The sequence below is a fragment of the Stenotrophomonas maltophilia genome, from assembly GCF_047497515.2.
Lineage (GTDB): Bacteria > Pseudomonadota > Gammaproteobacteria > Xanthomonadales > Xanthomonadaceae > Stenotrophomonas.
On the sequence record NZ_JAXAXL020000007.1, the window covers coordinates 1 to 15,409 of the forward strand.

11 protein-coding genes and 2 pseudogenes are annotated in these 15,409 nt (G+C 68.4%); 4 read left to right on the forward strand and 9 right to left on the reverse strand.

Annotated elements, in window-relative coordinates; genetic code table 11:
* The 3 genes and pseudogenes from ACMZPQ_RS11540 to ACMZPQ_RS11550 all read right to left on the reverse strand — a co-directional run.
* A pseudogene (locus ACMZPQ_RS11540) lies at window positions 1–1,064 on the reverse strand (hypothetical protein); the annotation flags it as partial.
* Between the two features lie 27 nt (window positions 1,065–1,091).
* The gene (locus tag ACMZPQ_RS11545) at window positions 1,092–1,337 is read right to left on the reverse strand and encodes a hypothetical protein (protein WP_495495835.1); all 246 of its coding nucleotides are present in this window, start codon (window positions 1,335–1,337) and stop codon (window positions 1,092–1,094) included.
* A 396-nt stretch (window positions 1,338–1,733) separates the two neighbouring features.
* The gene (locus ACMZPQ_RS11550; RefSeq protein ID WP_197583224.1) at window positions 1,734–2,276 is read right to left on the reverse strand and encodes a DUF6630 family protein; all 543 of its coding nucleotides are present in this window, start codon (window positions 2,274–2,276) and stop codon (window positions 1,734–1,736) included.
* A gap of 89 nt (window positions 2,277–2,365) precedes the next feature.
* Between ACMZPQ_RS11550 and ACMZPQ_RS11555 the strand changes: the two genes are divergently transcribed.
* Window positions 2,366–2,614: a DUF3297 family protein gene (locus tag ACMZPQ_RS11555; RefSeq protein WP_197583234.1), complete on the forward strand. Its 249-nt coding sequence runs from the start codon at window positions 2,366–2,368 to the stop codon at window positions 2,612–2,614.
* 101 nt (window positions 2,615–2,715) lie between these two features.
* On the opposite strand, the gene ACMZPQ_RS11560 is transcribed toward ACMZPQ_RS11555, so the two are convergent.
* From ACMZPQ_RS11560 to ACMZPQ_RS11570, 3 genes are all read right to left on the reverse strand, one after another.
* Window positions 2,716–4,365, reverse strand: a complete 1,650-nt coding sequence (locus ACMZPQ_RS11560; protein ID WP_197583225.1) for a Na+/H+ antiporter — start codon at window positions 4,363–4,365, stop codon at window positions 2,716–2,718.
* Between the two features lie 116 nt (window positions 4,366–4,481).
* Window positions 4,482–5,273 carry a dioxygenase family protein gene (locus ACMZPQ_RS11565; protein WP_197583226.1) on the reverse strand — a complete coding sequence of 264 codons (792 nt, stop codon included), beginning with the start codon at window positions 5,271–5,273 and terminating at the stop codon, window positions 4,482–4,484.
* A gap of 31 nt (window positions 5,274–5,304) precedes the next feature.
* Window positions 5,305–5,715 carry a DoxX family protein gene (locus ACMZPQ_RS11570; protein WP_197583235.1) on the reverse strand — a complete coding sequence of 137 codons (411 nt, stop codon included), beginning with the start codon at window positions 5,713–5,715 and terminating at the stop codon, window positions 5,305–5,307.
* Window positions 5,716–5,812: 97 nt separating this feature from the next.
* Between ACMZPQ_RS11570 and ACMZPQ_RS11575 the strand changes: the two genes are divergently transcribed.
* Complete coding sequence (locus ACMZPQ_RS11575; RefSeq protein WP_197583227.1) at window positions 5,813–6,694, forward strand: LysR substrate-binding domain-containing protein; 882 nt, start codon at window positions 5,813–5,815, stop codon at window positions 6,692–6,694.
* A gap of 70 nt (window positions 6,695–6,764) precedes the next feature.
* Here ACMZPQ_RS11575 and ACMZPQ_RS11580 read toward each other — a convergent pair whose 3' ends face one another.
* Window positions 6,765–9,827, reverse strand: coding sequence for a bifunctional diguanylate cyclase/phosphodiesterase (locus tag ACMZPQ_RS11580; RefSeq protein WP_197583228.1), 3,063 nt, complete (start codon window positions 9,825–9,827; stop codon window positions 6,765–6,767).
* A gap of 177 nt (window positions 9,828–10,004) precedes the next feature.
* On the opposite strand from ACMZPQ_RS11580, the gene ACMZPQ_RS11585 reads away from it, so the two are divergent.
* Window positions 10,005–12,116, forward strand: coding sequence for a M13 family metallopeptidase (locus tag ACMZPQ_RS11585; protein WP_197583229.1), 2,112 nt, complete (start codon window positions 10,005–10,007; stop codon window positions 12,114–12,116).
* A gap of 106 nt (window positions 12,117–12,222) precedes the next feature.
* On the opposite strand, the pseudogene ACMZPQ_RS11590 reads toward ACMZPQ_RS11585, so the two are convergent.
* Window positions 12,223–13,394: pseudogene (locus tag ACMZPQ_RS11590) on the reverse strand (MFS transporter).
* The gene (locus tag ACMZPQ_RS11595) at window positions 13,391–14,608 is read right to left on the reverse strand and encodes an MFS transporter (protein WP_197583230.1); all 1,218 of its coding nucleotides are present in this window, start codon (window positions 14,606–14,608) and stop codon (window positions 13,391–13,393) included. Before ACMZPQ_RS11595 ends, ACMZPQ_RS11590 begins: the two are co-directional and overlap by 4 nt.
* A 133-nt stretch (window positions 14,609–14,741) precedes the next feature.
* Here ACMZPQ_RS11595 and ACMZPQ_RS11600 point away from each other — a divergent pair, with 133 nt between their 5' ends.
* Window positions 14,742–15,329, forward strand: a complete 588-nt coding sequence (locus tag ACMZPQ_RS11600) for a TetR family C-terminal domain-containing protein (RefSeq protein ID WP_197583231.1) — start codon at window positions 14,742–14,744, stop codon at window positions 15,327–15,329.
* Window positions 15,330–15,409: the final 80 nt, after the last annotated feature.

Below are 15,409 nucleotides of genomic sequence, written 5' to 3' on the forward strand. Positions count from 1 at the left end.
GGTATGGCCGAGGACCGTGCAGCGGCCATACCCAGGTTCTTCTCGGCCTGGGCCACCGCTTCCAGGCTGCGGCCGGCCAGCGCCTCCTCCAGTTGCCAGCGGGCGCGCGGCACGGCGGAGAGGCTGCCTTCAATGGATCGCGCGACCTCGCGGAACTCCTCCCATACCTCGGGCGTCAGTAGCAGCAGTTCTTCGTCGGCCACGTTCAGCAGCGCCGGTGCGCTGATCTTGCCGGCAAGCTCCAGCGTGGCGCCTTCGCCGGGGCCGCTCACGACGGCATGCATCTTTACCGGCACCACCGGCACCAGGCGCGGTTGCCCGACGACGCGCGGCTCGGACAGCGCGCTGCGCAGCTCACTCTGGCTGCCTGGCAGGGTGAACACCAGCCGCAGATCGTGCTCGCAGAACAGGCGCGGGGTCATCCCCTGCCTATCCGTTACGCCACGGACCGGCCGCCCGTGCACGTCGAGGGCGATCACCTCAGTTCCATCGCGGTCGCGGCGGTAGCCCACAAAGCCGGCCTCCGGCACCGGTGTCGGCGGGCTCTGCCGCTGCAACTGCAGCTGGTGGAACGGCCGCAGCCGCAGTCGCCGCACCTGCAATGCAGGCCGCAACGACGCATCGGCATGCGGATCCTCGCTCCACGGGCCCAGCTGCACAGGCTCGTGGCAGTCCGGGTGCAGCAGCGGATCGGTCCACTCACCGCTGACGTCATCGCGGACCTGCAGTTGGTATCGATGCTCACTCTGCGGCAGGCGGGCGCCCTGCCCGGCTCCGGCAGCTGCGTCCGGCACGCTGCGCCGCGGCCACGGCAGCTTCAGGCCAGCCGGCCCGGCGCCGGGGTGCGGCCAGCCTTTGCGCCAGTTGGGGAGCGCCGGTGGTGCCGGGGTCTGCACACGCTCCGGCAGCGTTACTAGATCGGTGTCGCCGTGAGTGTCGGTCGTGCCGGAGGCCACGACGGCGAAGCCATGCAGTACATCGCGGATACGGTAGGTGACGTCCGCGCAGGGCACCACGTTGCCATGACCATCATGGCGGAACAGCGTGAACTTTCCAGAACTCATGTACCAGATTCCTTTCTTCTGACCCGCTCAGCTGTTGCCTGCGTCGCGCAGGTAGCCTTCGTGCCGTTCGTCATCCACGAACAGGCCCACCTTCTCCGGGCCATCGGTGACGACCTCCCCGGTGAGTCCGTCGCCGTCAGTGTTTCCGCTCAGCCAGCGGCCATCAGGTAGCTGCATCGAGTAGGCCGCCCCCACCAGCGGTGCACCGGCGTGATCGCGTACAAGGAAGCGGACACGGCAGGGTGCGGCGCCCAGCGTGTGCAGCGAATGCATATCGGCGGCGACCCGTGCACCGACTTGGCGCACTTCTTTGCACAGGACCCTAGCAATGGGTTGAAGGAGAGAAAATCAGAATGTTACGAATGCGCACAAGAACGGCTAGATAGCGACATTTCATCGCGGATTCGGGGGTCGGATCGCATCACAGAACATTAATCAACAGCCGCCAAGCACGCTGATCGCGACAGAGTGCCGGGATATACAGCCTCGACGGCCGGGCAAGACTTGCCAACCACGAACGCTGCGGGAGCGGAGGGTACCAATTGCTGTGCTGGGTGCGGCTACCACTTCCTGTGGTGGGTGCGGACCTTGGTCCGCACATCAGGCACAGGGCATGCCAACCAAGGTTGGCATCCACCCATAGGCGGGCTCCGCGCCCACCTGTCCCGCTCAGAACGGGTCGCTGCCCAGCCGGATTTCCACGTTCAGCAGCGAGCACAGCGCCAGCATCGCGTCATCGTCGCGGGTCAGCGCCATCACGCCGGTGAAGCCATCGCTGCCGGCATCCACGCTCCACAGCGTGTAGTTGTGCTCGCGCAGGCGGTCGAAGGCGGTGGACATCAGCTGCACGCCGTCCAGGTCTGCGGCGAAGTCCTCGTCGTCCAGGTCGCCGCCCCAGTCCAGCTGCAGGTTGAAGCGCGCCGACAGTTCGTTCACTGCCGACTGCAGCGATTCCAGGTCATCGCGTTCCACCTCGAAACCGGACTGCCAGGCAATAGCGGTGAACAGCGCCGGCACCCAGTCGCTGTCCGCTTCCAGCGGCTGCCCGTCCTCGGCCAGGTGCTCGCGCCAGCGGTTGAACTGCTGCAGCGCCAGCTCTTCGTCGCCCGGGTTGATCAGCACCAGCAGGTTCCAGACCCGCGCCTCGAAATCGTCCTCGTCGAAATCGTGGGCGTCTTCCTCGAAGTCGAAATAGTCGCTGTTGTCGGGCATCGCGGGTACTCCTTGGGGCAGGCCGGCATTCTACGGTTTATCCTGTGTCGCTGAAGTCGGCCGTGGTGGCCGTCACTGTGAATGAAGCGATGAGCGAGACCCCTCCCGACCACCTGGCGATCAATCCGGCCAGCCCCTTCCATGATGCGCAGGCGCTGGAGCGCGGCGTGGGCGTGCGTTTCAACGACGTCGAGCGTGACAACGTCGAGGAATACTCGGTCAGCGAAGGCTGGATCCGCGTGCAGGCCGGCAAGGCCCGCGACCGCCGCGGTAACCCGATGACCATCAAGGTCAAGGGCAAGGTCGAGGCGTATTTCCTGGATCAGAAGCCGGAGTAAGGGCTGAAAGGTGTGTGGACCAAGGTCCGCACCCACCCGGCGGATCCTGGGGTCAGATCCCTTTCCTGCGGAAAGGGACCTGACCCCGATCGGCATACCGGTCATTCGCGCTTGCGCGACTCCAGCAGGTCGAGGTTGCGGATCAGGCGCCGCGAGATCTCATCGGAGATCACCCCGCGCCGGGTCAGCCGGAACAGTTCCTCGCGCTCGGCATTGAGGCCGGCGCTGCGCAGCTGTCGGTAGCCCATTTCCATGCGCCGCACCTTGTCCGGGTCCACGTCGGGCCCATCGCTGTCCCGCTCCAGGTGCCGCTGGTAGAGCAGGCTCACCCGCGAGGCGGCGTCGTTGTAGAGCTGCACGTTCTCGGTGTTCTGGTTCATCACCAGCTGCTGGCGCATGCGTTCGACCCCGGCCAGCGCCGCCTTCGACGACAACCGGCGTGCCAGGTCCTCTTCCTTGCGTTCGCCCGAATCCGCCGGCAGCTGCAGGCCCTTCAACAGCTGCGGCAGCGCGATGCTGGCGCCCAGCAGCGAGAACAGGATCACCGATGCGGCCAGGAAGATCACCAGGTCGCGCGCCGGGAATGCACTGCCATCGGGCAGGAACAGCGGCAGGGTCAGCACACCGGCCAGGGTGATCGCACCGCGCACGCCAGCCACCGAGGTCGCGACCACGATGCGCCAGTTCGGCGCCTCGCCCCGTTCCAGGCCGCGGCGGCGCGCACGCAGCAGGTTCCAGCGCAGCGACAGCCATACCCACAACAGGCGCAGCGTGATCAGCGCCAGGTTGATCACCACCACGTACACCAGCAGCCACCATGCACTCTGGTGACCGCTCTCGTTCATGGTGGTGGTGGCGCGTTCAACGATGCCCGGCAGCTGCTCGCCCAGCAGCACGAACATGATGCCGTTGAAGCTGAACTGCAGCATGTTCCAGACCCCGGCGCGCTGCACGCGCATGCTGCCGGAGACACGGCCGGTCAGCTCCACGTAGCTCATCGCGATACCGGCGGCGACCGCGGCGAGGATGCCCGACGCATGGATTTCTTCGGCCAGCAGGTAAGCCGCGAACGGAATGAGCAGGTTGACCAGCATCGCGGCACCCGGCTCTTCGCCGAAGCGGCGCCACAGCCAGCGCTGGAAGGTCGATACGCCCAGGGTGACCGCCACGCCAACCGCCAGGCCGGCCACGGCCACCCACACGAAGGTCAGCGAGGCGGTGGCCAGCGAGAAGGTGCCGGTCATCACCGCCGCCACCGCGAAACGGAAGCAGACCAGGCCGGACGCATCGTTGAGCAGCGACTCGCCTTCCAGGATGTGCATCAGGCGCTTGGGAATCGGCGCCTTGGAGGCGATCGCACCGACCGCCACCGGATCGGTGGGCGACACGATCGCCGCCAGCGCGAAGCACACCGCCAGCGGCATCACCGGAATCAGCCAATGGATCAGGAAGCCGGCGCCGATCACGGTGAACACCACCAGGCCGAACGCCAGTTCCAGGATCGCGCCCTTGTCGCGGAACAGGCCCTGCTTGGGGATGCGCCAGCCATCGAGGAACAGCAGCGGCGGCAGGAACAGCAGGAAGAACACTTCCGGCTCCAGCGCGTGGCCGCGGTTGAACACCCCGGCGATCACCGCGCCCAGGCCGATCTGCACCAGCGGCAGCGGCAACGAGAACGGCAGGACGCGAACCAGGTAGCCGCTGGCGACAACGGCCACCAGCATCGCCAGGACGACTTCGATGGTATGCATGCTTCTTCCAGGAAGCGGCGCGCGGGGAGGCGGGGGGCCAGCGCCGGAAACCCGGGAAAAACTACCACATGCGGCTTCAGCCGCGACGACGGGCGACGCTGCGCGTCATCCCCGGGTCATGCCGTTCCATCGAAGCGGTACAGATCCATGGCCAGGAAACCGGCATCGACGCCGGCATCGATGCGGCGTGCACCGAAGCCGCCCTCGCCTGCCGCGCCCATCGCGAAGAACAGCGGTAGCAGGTGCTCGTCGGTCGGGTGCGCGCGTTCGGCGAATGGCGCTTGCCGCCGGTAGTCGAACAGGGCCTGGCGATCATCGGCGGCCAGCCGCTGCTCCACCCACTCGATGAAGGGGCGCACGTACGGCGCTTCCTTGCCGTCCTGGTAGTCGCCCCAGTCGTGCAGGTTGTGGGTGATGCTGCCCGAGCCGACCAGCAGCACGCCCTGCTCGCGCAGCGGCGCCAGCGCGCGGCCCAGCGCAAACTGGTGCTCGGGGCCGAGCAGCGGCTGGATCGACACCGGCACCACCGGGATATCGGCCTGCGGGCGCAGCAGGCGCAGCGGCACCCACGCGCCGTGGTCGAGGCCGCGCTGCGGGTCGATGGCCACCGGCAGCCCGGCAGCGGCGATGCGGCCGGCCACCTCTTCGGCCAGCGCCGGATCACCCGGCGCCGGGTACTGCAGTTCAAACAACGCGCGCGGGAAGCCACCGAAGTCGTGGATCGTAGGCGGCTGCGGATGCGCACCGACCAGCGGCTGCCGGCCCAGCCAGTGCGCCGAGGCCATCACGATGGCGCGCGGCGTCGGCAGGTCCTGCGCCAGCTCGGCCAGGCGCATGCCGACCTGGCCCGGATGCAGGGCGGTCATCGGCGAACCATGCGAGATGTACAACGAAGGCAGGCGGGACATGGAATTCTCCAGTTGCAGGGTCAGGCGGCGATCAGCGCGAACGCAGGGTCCACTTGCCATCGCCGACCAGGAACAGCACCACCAGCGCCAGCGCCCAGAACGCCGGGTATTCCCAGCCGCCGCCGGCATTGGCGAAACCGAAGCCGTTGGCACCATGCACGGTGACGATGGTGCCCAGCAGCAGCGGCACGCCGACCAGGCCGACCCAGCGCGCGTAGATGCCCAGCAGCAATGCGGCGGTGATCACCAGCTCGACGCCGATGGTGAGGTAACCGAGTACCCCGGGCAGGCCCAGCGACTCGAAGAACGCCGCCGTACCGGCCGGGGTGAACACCAGCAGCTTGGTCAGCGCATGGACCAGGAACAGCACGCCCAGGGCCAGGCGCAGCAGGGTGGCGCCATACGGGGCCAGCCGCGAAACAGGGGCGGTCGGGGTGTGAATGGGGAAACACCTTGAAAGGGAGTGAGCACAGGTTATTGCGCCTTCACGGGCCGATAAATACGATCGGTTGACCGTATTTATTTCAAAAGGCGCAACAATGGACACTCTCGACGCGATGCGGGTATTCGTGGCGGTGGTCGAGCGCAACGGCTTCAGTGCCGCCGCACAGGCGCTCGACATGTCCACCGCCGGGGTCACCCGCCAGGTCGCCGCGCTGGAGAAGCGCCTGTCCACCCGCCTGCTCCACCGCACCACGCGCCGGGTCAGCCCGACCAGTGCCGGCGCCGCCTATTACGCCCAATGCGTGCGCCTGCTGGCCGAGTTCGACGCACTGGAAGCCAGCATCGGCGCGCAGGCGCTGGAACCCTCCGGCACGCTGCGCATCAACGCACCGGTCAGCTGGGGCATCGCCCGTCTCGGCCCACTGCTGGCCAGCTACCGCGAACGCTTCCCGCAGGTCGAGCTGGACCTGGCCCTGTCCGACCGGCTGGTGGACATGGTCGAAGAAGGCTACGACGTGGCCATCCGCATCACCCGCGAGCCCAGCCCGACGCTGATCGCGCGCCGCCTGGGCCAATCGCGGGTGAGCCTGTGTGCCGCGCCGGCCTACCTGGCCGCGCGGGGCACGCCGCAGACGCCGCAGGAGCTGCAGGCACACGCGTGCCTGAGCTACAGCTACTGGGCCGCCGGTGACCACTGGCCGCTGCAGGGGCCCGGCGGTGAAGTGAAGGTGGCGGTCAGCAGCCTGCTGCATGCCAACAACGGCGATGTGCTGCGCGAAGCGGCGATCGCCGGCATGGGGGTGATCCTGCAGCCGGATTTCCTGCTGGAAGACGCATTGGCCGATGGCCGCCTGGTGCGCGTGCTGCCGGCGTGGGAGGCCTCGCCGATCGGCATTTTCGCGGTCTACACCAGCCGCAGCCACCTGGCACCGAAGGTACGCAGCTTCATCGACCACCTGGTGGAGGCCGGGGTGTAGCCAAGTCTGGCGTTTGCCGGCCAGCGGCCGGCACTACCGTCATGGTTCGGCCGGCAGATGCGAAACCCGCTCAGGCCACCACTTCATCCAGCGAATCGATGATCTGCTCCAGCGGCGCCGGCCGTCCCAGCAGGTAGCCCTGCACCTGGTCGCAGCCGTGTGCGGCCAGCCAGTCCAGCTGCCCCGGCGTCTCCACGCCTTCGGCGATGATGGTCAGGCCCATGCTGTGGCCCAGCGACAGCAGCGCGCGGCAGATCGACGCATTGCGCGGATTGGTTTCCACGTCCGCCACGAAGCTGCGGTCGATCTTCAGGATGTCCAGCGGCAGGTGCTGCAGGTAGGACATGCTGGAGTACCCGGTGCCGAAGTCATCCAGCGATACGCTGATGCCCTGCTCGTGCAGGCGCTGCATGGTCTGCATCGCCTGTGCCGGCTTGCGCATCAGGCTGCTCTCGGTCAGCTCCACGTGCAGCGCGCCGCGGGCCAGCCCGAACTCCTGCTGGGCGCGGGTGAACTCGGCCACCAGGTCACTGTTGAAGAACTGCACCGCCGAGACATTCACCGCGATCGGCAACTCGCCCCACCCGGCCTCGACCAGCCGACGCTGCGCCTTGGCCGCTGCGCGGATCACCCAGCGGCCCAGCGCCAGGATCAGCCCGGTCTCCTCGCACAGCTGGATGAACTCGTTGGGCGGGATAAAGCTGCCATCGGCCTGCGGCCAGCGCAGCAACGCCTCCAAGGCCGCCGGGCTGCCGTCGCTGGCGTGCCGGATCGGCTGGAAGTACAGCTGGAATTCGTTGTCGATGGCGGCATGGATGCGCCCGGCCAGGCGCAGGCGGTCGGCCAACCGCGTGGTCACCGCCGCATCGAACCACACCACCACGTTGCCTTCCGCACGCGCTGCGTGGGCGGCCTGCGCGGCCATGCCGATGACCTGCTCTGCGGAGTGGCCGTCGCCCGGCACATGCACCGCCACGCCCACCCGCGGCTCGAACTGGTGCAGCGAATCCTTGCCCCGCATCGGTGCCGACACGATCTGCAGCAGATCATCCAGCACGCGCTGGGTATCGTGGCCGGTCCCGATGGCGAACACGAAGTCCTCCGCCGGCTGGAACGCCAGCGTGCCGCAGCGCGCGCCCAGCCCACCGAGCCGGGTCGCCATCGACTGCAGCACCGCATCGCCGATCTCGCGGCCCAGCGTATCGGCCACCAGCTGCAGGCCACGCAGCTGCACGAAGGCAATGGTGTAGCCCTCGTCCTGCTCGTCCAGCTGTTCGGTCAACGCACGCACGTTGAGCAGGCCGGTGGCCGGGTTGTGCCGCGCCTGGTAGGCCAGGTCGCGCTCATAGGCCAGCCGTTCGCTGACATCCTCGGCCAGCACCAGGCACGCTGGCTGGCCATCGAAATCGAGCTTGGACAGGTGCGCGCGCACTTCGAACACACTGCCGTCCTTGCGCCGGTGCAGGCGCACGGTGGCGTCCTGCAGTTCGCCCACGCGGGCCTTGGCAATCGCACCCTTCACCTCGTCCCAGCCTTCGCGCGGACGGATGTCGAGGATGCTCATCGCCAGGAATTCCTCGCGGCTGTAGCCGTACTGGCGCACCGCGGCGTCGTTGACCTCGATGAAGCGCAGCGTGTCCGGGTCGAATACCCAGAACGGCGCCGGGTTGCGGTCGAACAGCAGGCGGAAGCGACGCTCCACTTCGCTCATCTGTTCGCGTGCCTGGTAACGCTCGCTCAAGTCGGTCAGCGCACCGATCATGCGCCGCTCGCTATCGTCCACTTCCACCCGCTGCCCGCGCGCACCGACCCAGCGTACCTCGCCACCGGGCAGCACCAGGCGGAACACCTGGTCGAGCACGGCACCGCCGGCGAACGCCTGGTCGAAGGCCTGCTGCAGGCGCAGGGTGTCATCGCGGTGCACGCGGGCGAAGAACTCGGCCACCGGCAACGCATCGGTCTGCACGCCGAAGATCTCGCGCGCCAGCGGCGACCAGCGCAGCAGTGCGGCGTCCTCGTCCACGTACCACGTGCAGACGCGCCCGACCTGGTGGGCCAGGCGCAGTTCGGCATGCCCGGCCTTCAGTTCCTCGGCCATCGATTGCTGGCGGCGGGTGGTGCGCCGCACCGCGTACAGCAGCACCAGCAGCACCGCGATGTAGGCCAGCACGATGGCGATCGACGCCTGCAGGTAGGGCCACCAGGGCGCCAGTACGTCTTCGTCGGCCAATCCAATCTGCACCGCCAGCGGGCTGCGGTCGAGGGTGCTGATGGTGGTGATGCGCGGCACGCCATCGACCGCACCGGGCAGGCTGCCCAGTTCGACCACCGCCTGCGTACCCAGCAGGTCGCGGCGCGGCAGGGTGTAGCGTCGCCCGACCGTGCCATGTGGATCGGGCACGCGGGCCAGCATGTAACCCTCGGCATCGCTGATCGAGACCAGGCCATTGGGGCCGACGTCCAGGCCACCGGCAATGCGTTGCAGTTCGGCGCAGCGCAGCCGCGCCAGCAGCCAGCGATCATCGGCCATCGGCAGTGCCAGCGGCACCACCCAGCTGCCATCGCTGGCCCGCAACGGCGGCCCGATGTACAGCGCACTGCCCTTGCCACGCCGCTGTGGGTCGGTCCACAGCGGCAGCTGCAGGTCGCCCTTGCCGGCGGTCAGCGCGCGCCCATAGCTGTCCAGCACCACGATGCTGTGCAGCTCGGCATGCCGGCGCAGCACGCCGCCGATCGCGGCATCAAGCAGGGCGGGCGCCTGTGCCGGAACACGTCGGAACAGTTCGGCGGCATCGCCGGCAATGCCCGACATCGCCCGCTCCAGGTTGCGCAGTTCCAGTGCCAGCAGGCGCTCGCTGCCCACCGCCAACGCACGGCTCTGCCGTTGTGCGGCCTCCAGCCGGCGCTGGTGGTCGTTGACCAGCATGGTGGCCAGGCCGGCCACCAGCAGTACACCCAGCAGCACGCCGCCCCAGGTGATGGCGCGCAGCGGCCGGGCCAACGCGCGTTTCAGCGCGGGCATCGGTCGATCTTCCTTGGGCAGTCGGCTGGCTTCATGCGCGAACGAATCCTCCACGTCCCCGACCTCAACGGCCGGCGGACGCCATTCTTGACGCCTGACCCGACCCCGCATGGCCACCTCCCCGTGTCCACGCAGGGCTCCAGTGGCCAGCATGCACCACGCCGGTGACGGCGTGAAGATCGATTCCGCGCGTTCAGCCAGATCCTGCACAGGACAGGCCACGCCCCGGGACGGCCAGCCGGGCCGGGGCGGATTAGACTTGGGGTTTTCCGCTGCAAGAGAAGTCGCATGTCCAAGCTGCGCCGTCCCACCCTGGCACTGGCCATCGTTGCCAGCCTGTCCCTGGCCGCCTGCGATCGCCCCGCCGATCCGGCCGCCGGCACTGCTGCGCCGGCCGAGGCCGCGCCTGCCGCAGCCAAGCCGATGCTGGGCAGCTTCGGCTTCGACGCCAGCGGCATGGACCGCAGCATCGCCGCCGGCGATGACTTCTTCGGCTTCGCCAACGGCAGCTGGGTGAAGAACACCGAGATTCCGGCCGACCGTTCGCGCTTCGGCAGCTTCAACGTCATCGCCGAAAAGACCCTGGCCGACACCCGCGCCATCCTCGAAGGCGCTGCCGGCAACACCCAGGCCAGCGGTGACGACAAGCTGATCGGTGATTACTACGCCGCCTACATGGACGAAGCGGGCATCGAACAGCATGGCACCGCCCCGCTGCAGCCGCAGCTGAAGGCGATCGAAGCGATCGCCGACAAGGCCGGCCTGGCGCGCGCGCTGGGCGGCGACATGCGTGCCGACGTCGACCTGCTCAATGCCACCAACTTCTACACCGACCGCCTGTTCGGCCTGTGGGTGTCGGTGGACATGCTGCAGCCGGACCGCACCGCGCCCTACCTGGTGCAGGGCGGCCTGGGCATGCCCGACCGCGACTTCTACCTGGGCGATGGCCGCATGGCCGAACTGCGCAAGCAGTACCAGGCCTACATCGCGCAGATGCTGCAGCTGGCTGGCGTCGCTGACCCGGCCGGCAAGGCGCAGCGCATCCTCGCGCTGGAAACCAGGATCGCGCAGGCGCATGCCACCCAGGAAGAAACCAACGACGTGACCAAGGGGGCCAACCCGTGGACCCAGGCCGACTTCAATGCCAAGGCACCGGGCATGGACTGGAATGCCTTCCTCGATGCGGCCACGCTGGGTGACCAGCAGGACTTCATCGTGTGGCAGCCCAAGGCCGTGGCCGGCCTGTCCAGGCTGGTCGCCACCGAGCCGCTGGAGGTGTGGAAGGACTACCTCGCCTTCCATGCGCTGGACCGTGCCGCCGCCTATCTGCCGAAGAAGTTCGCCGATGCCCGTTTCGCCTTCCATGGCACTGCGCTGAGCGGCACGCCGCAGCAGAGCGATCGCTGGAAGCGTGCGGTGGATGACGCCAACCACGCCGTCGGCGAAGCCATCGGCAAGCGCTACGTCGAGAAGCACTTCGACGCCAAGACCAAGGAACGCGCGGACGAGATGGCGAAGAACATCATCGCCGCCTTCGCCAAGCGCATCGACGCGCTGTCGTGGATGTCGCCGCAGACCAAGGCGCATGCCAAGGCCAAGGTCGCTGGCCTGACCGTGGGCATGGGCTATCCGGAAAAGTGGCGTGACTACAGCGGCCTGGAGATCCGCCGCGATGATCCGCTGGGCAATGCACAGCGCGCCGAGCTGTTCGAGTACCAGCGCAACATCGCCAAGCTGGGCAAGGCGGTCGACCACAGCGAGTGGGCGATGCTGCCGCAGACCATCAACGCGATGAATGTACCGCTGGAGAACCGCCTGGTGTTCCCGGCGGCGATCCTGCAGCCGCCGTTCTTCGACGGTGCCGCCGACGACGCGGTGAACTACGGTGCCATCGGTGCGGTGATCGGCCACGAGATCAGCCACGGTTTCGACAACGCCGGTGCGCTGTTCGATGAGACCGGCAAGCTGCACAACTGGTGGACCGCCGAAGACCTGAAGCAGTTCAACGCCGCCGGTGATGCGCTGGCCGCACAGTTCAGCAGCTACGAGCCGTTCCCGGGCGTGCACGTGAACGGCAAGCTGACCCTGGGCGAGAACATCGCCGACGTGGCCGGCCTGGGCACGGCCTACGACGCCTACCAGCTGTCGCTGCAGGGCAAGCCGGGCCAGACCCTGGAAGGCTTCACCCCGGACCAGCGCTTCTTCCTCGGCTTCGCCCAGGCGTGGCGCAGCAAGAGCCGCGAGCAGGCGCTGCGCAACTCGCTGCTGACCGACGTGCATGCACCCGGCCAGTTCCGCGCACTGACCGTGCGCAACATCGACGCCTGGTACCCGGCGTTCGAAGTGAAGGAAGGCCAGAAGCTGTACCTGGCGCCGGACAAGCGGGTCAAGGTGTGGTGATGTAACCGGAACGGGCGCCGCAGGGCGCCCGTTTCATTTTCCGGCCCCGCTCTGGTGGGTGCCGGCCCTGGTCGGCACGGGGCAGGAATCCACCCATGGGGTGCATCTACCTTCGGCTGGTGGCAACCATCAGCAGAGCGCTCGCAGCCAACACCGCCGCAGCCCACAGATTGGCGTGCAGCCCGATGCTGTCCAGCAGCCTGCCTCCGCCCCACGCCCCCAGCGCGATGCCGATGTTGAACACACCCACGTACAGCGCGGTCGCAATTTCAACCGCGTGCGGCACTGCTTTCATCATCCAGCTCATCAGGCCGACCGACACACCGCCGTAGGCCAGTCCCACAGCAGCAGCACCGCGATGCCCCCGGCCGGCGTGCCGCCCATCCACAGCAGCAACAGCGGCGTCAGCAGCAGGCCCGCTGCGATTGCCAGCAGCGCGCCACGCGGATGGCGTGCGGCCAGTGGCCCGGCAACGAAGTTGCCGATGATGCCGGCTAGGCCATAGGCAAACAGCAGCCCGCCGATCCACGACGCATCCACGCCCGATACGGACGTCAGCAGCGGACGCACGTAGGTGAAGGCGATGAAGTGCCCGGCCACCAGCAGTGCGGTCAGCCACAGGCCCTGGCGCAGGCCGCGATGGCCAAGCTGCTGCACGAACTGCATCGGCTGTACCGTGGTCGCAACCGGCAGCGCGGGGACCACCCGCAGGTGCAGCAGCATCACCGCCGCACTGAACAGCGCCATCGCCACAAACGCACAGCGCCAGCCCAGCGCGTCGCCGATCAATGCGCCCAGCGGCACGCCCAGCACCGACGCCGCAGCCACGCCGCCGAAGATGATCGAGGTGGCCAGGCCGATGCGGTGCGCGGGCACCAGGCGTGCGGCCAGGCCGCCGGCGATGGCCCAGATGCCGCCCATGCAGAACCCCACCAGCACGCGCGCGGCCAGCAGCCAGCCGATGCTGGGCGCCAGCGCGGAGGCGATGTTGGCCACCATCAGCAGGCCGAGCAGCGCGCACAGGATGCGGCGGCGATCGATGCCACCGGCAGCAATCACCACCAGCGGTGCGAACAGCGCAGCCAACAAGGCCGGCAGCGAGATCATCAGGCCGGCGGTACCGGTGGACGCACCGAGCGCCTCGGCGATCGGGGTCAACAGGCCGACCGGCAGCATTTCGGTGGTGACCACCGAGAACGTGGCCAGTCCGACCGCGGAGACGGCCCACCACGGATGGCGGACACGGGGCGCAGCATGCGCAGGTGAAGCAGCACTCACGGGAGGATTCCTTCAGCGGAGAGAGCGGGAACAGGCCTGCGCAACGCATGCCAGGCAAGCAGCGCGACCAGCAGCACCACGGCGCCCGCCACCAGCGCGACCACGAAGCCGCTGCGCGCGCCACCGGCATCGACGCTATGCCCGGACAGCGCTGCACCCAGCGCAACGCCGACGTTCAAGCCGGCCAGCAGCCAGGTCATGCCTTCGGTAAGCCGCGATGCGGGCACGCGCTGTTCGACCAGCGACATCGCCACGATCATGGTGGGCGCGAAGAACAGGCCGGCCAACAGCACCGCTGCAGCCAGCGCCGGCAGCGTGCCGGCCCAGGGCAGCGGCAGCGTGGTCAGCGCGGTCGCCGCTGCACCCAGCAGCAACAGGCGCGGCATCGGTACCTGCAGCTTCAGTGCACCGAACAGCAGGCCGGCGGCGCAGCTGCCCAGGGCATAGGCCGAGAGCACCGCACTGGCTGCCAGCGGTTGCCCGCGCTGTTCGGCGAACGCCACGCTGCTGATATCGACGGTGCCGACAATCACGCCCATCGCCAGCATCAACAACGCCAACAGGCGGATCTCCGCGTGCCGCAGCAGCGAGCGCGAAGGCAACGCGGCCTCTTCGTGGGGTTGCGGCGGCGGCTCGGTGCCCCGTTGCAGCACCAGCGCGGCCACGCCTACCACCAGCAACAGGGCCGCCGCCAGGACCCCGGCCTGCGGCCACACCGCCACCGACAGCCCCACCGACAGCGGCGGCCCGGCAATGAAGGTGACCTCATCGAACACCGTCTCCAGTGAGTACGCGGTCTGCAACGCCGGGCGGCCGCGATGGATCGCGGTCCAGCGCGCGCGCACCATCGCCGACATGCTGGGCATGCAGCCGGCCATCATCGCCGCGCCGAACAGCATCGCGTCCGGCGCCGCCATCACGGTGCAGGCCAGCAGCAACAGCAGGCCGGTCGCGCTGGCCGCGGCGGCCCACGGCAACACCCGAGCCTGGCCGTGCCGGTCGACCCAGCGCGACACCTGCGGCGACAGCAACGCGTAGGTCAGCACGAAGGTGGCCGACACCGCGCCGGCCAACGCATAGCTGCCGCGCAACTGCGACAGCAGGGTGATGATGCCGATGCCGGTCATCGGCAGCGGCAGGCGGGCCAGCAGCCCAGCCAGGGCAAGCCCGACCGTGCCCGGGGCAGCGAACAGGTCGCGATAAGGGGTGGCCATCAGGATCTCCAGAGCGGTGACTTGCCTAGCGCGCGGGGCGCCACGACAATACATACAGAGCGTATGAATAAGAGGCTACATTCATACGCGCCGTATGTAAATAATCATGCACTGCGTATGTAAGGAGCTCTGGATGGTCCGCCGCACCCGCGCCGAGATGGAAGAAACCCGCGCCAGCCTGCTGGCCACCGCCCGCCGTGTGTTCAGCGAGCACGGCTATGCCGCCACCTCGATGGATGACCTGACCGCGCAGGCCGGGCTGACCCGTGGCGCGCTGTACCACCACTTCGGCGACAAGAAAGGCCTGCTGGCGGCGGTGGTCGCCCAGCTCGACGCCGAGACCGACCGGCGCCTGCAGGCGATCAGCGACAGTGCCGACGACGCCTGGCACGGCTTCGTGCAGCGCTGCCGCGCCTACCTGCAGATGGCGCTGGAGCCGGAGATCCAACGCATCGTGCTGCGCGACGCGCGCGCGGTGCTGGGCGGCGCCTCGCCGGAATCGCAGCGGCACTGCGTGCAGTCGATGCAGCACCTGATCGAACGGTTGATCGCGCAGGGCGTGATCACGCCGGTGGATGCGCAGGCGCTGGCGTCGCTGATCTACGGCAGCCTGGCCGAGGCGGCGTTCTGGATTGCCGAGGGCGAGGATGGCGATGCGCGACTGGCGCAAGCGACGGCCGCGCTGGAGATGCTGTTGCGTGGGTTGAGGTCGGCCGGATAACGCCCCTGCTCGCAGGACGTGGATCTACGGTGCATGCCCGCGCTGTTGGCAGCGCGCGCGGGTCGGCATCCACCCGCCGG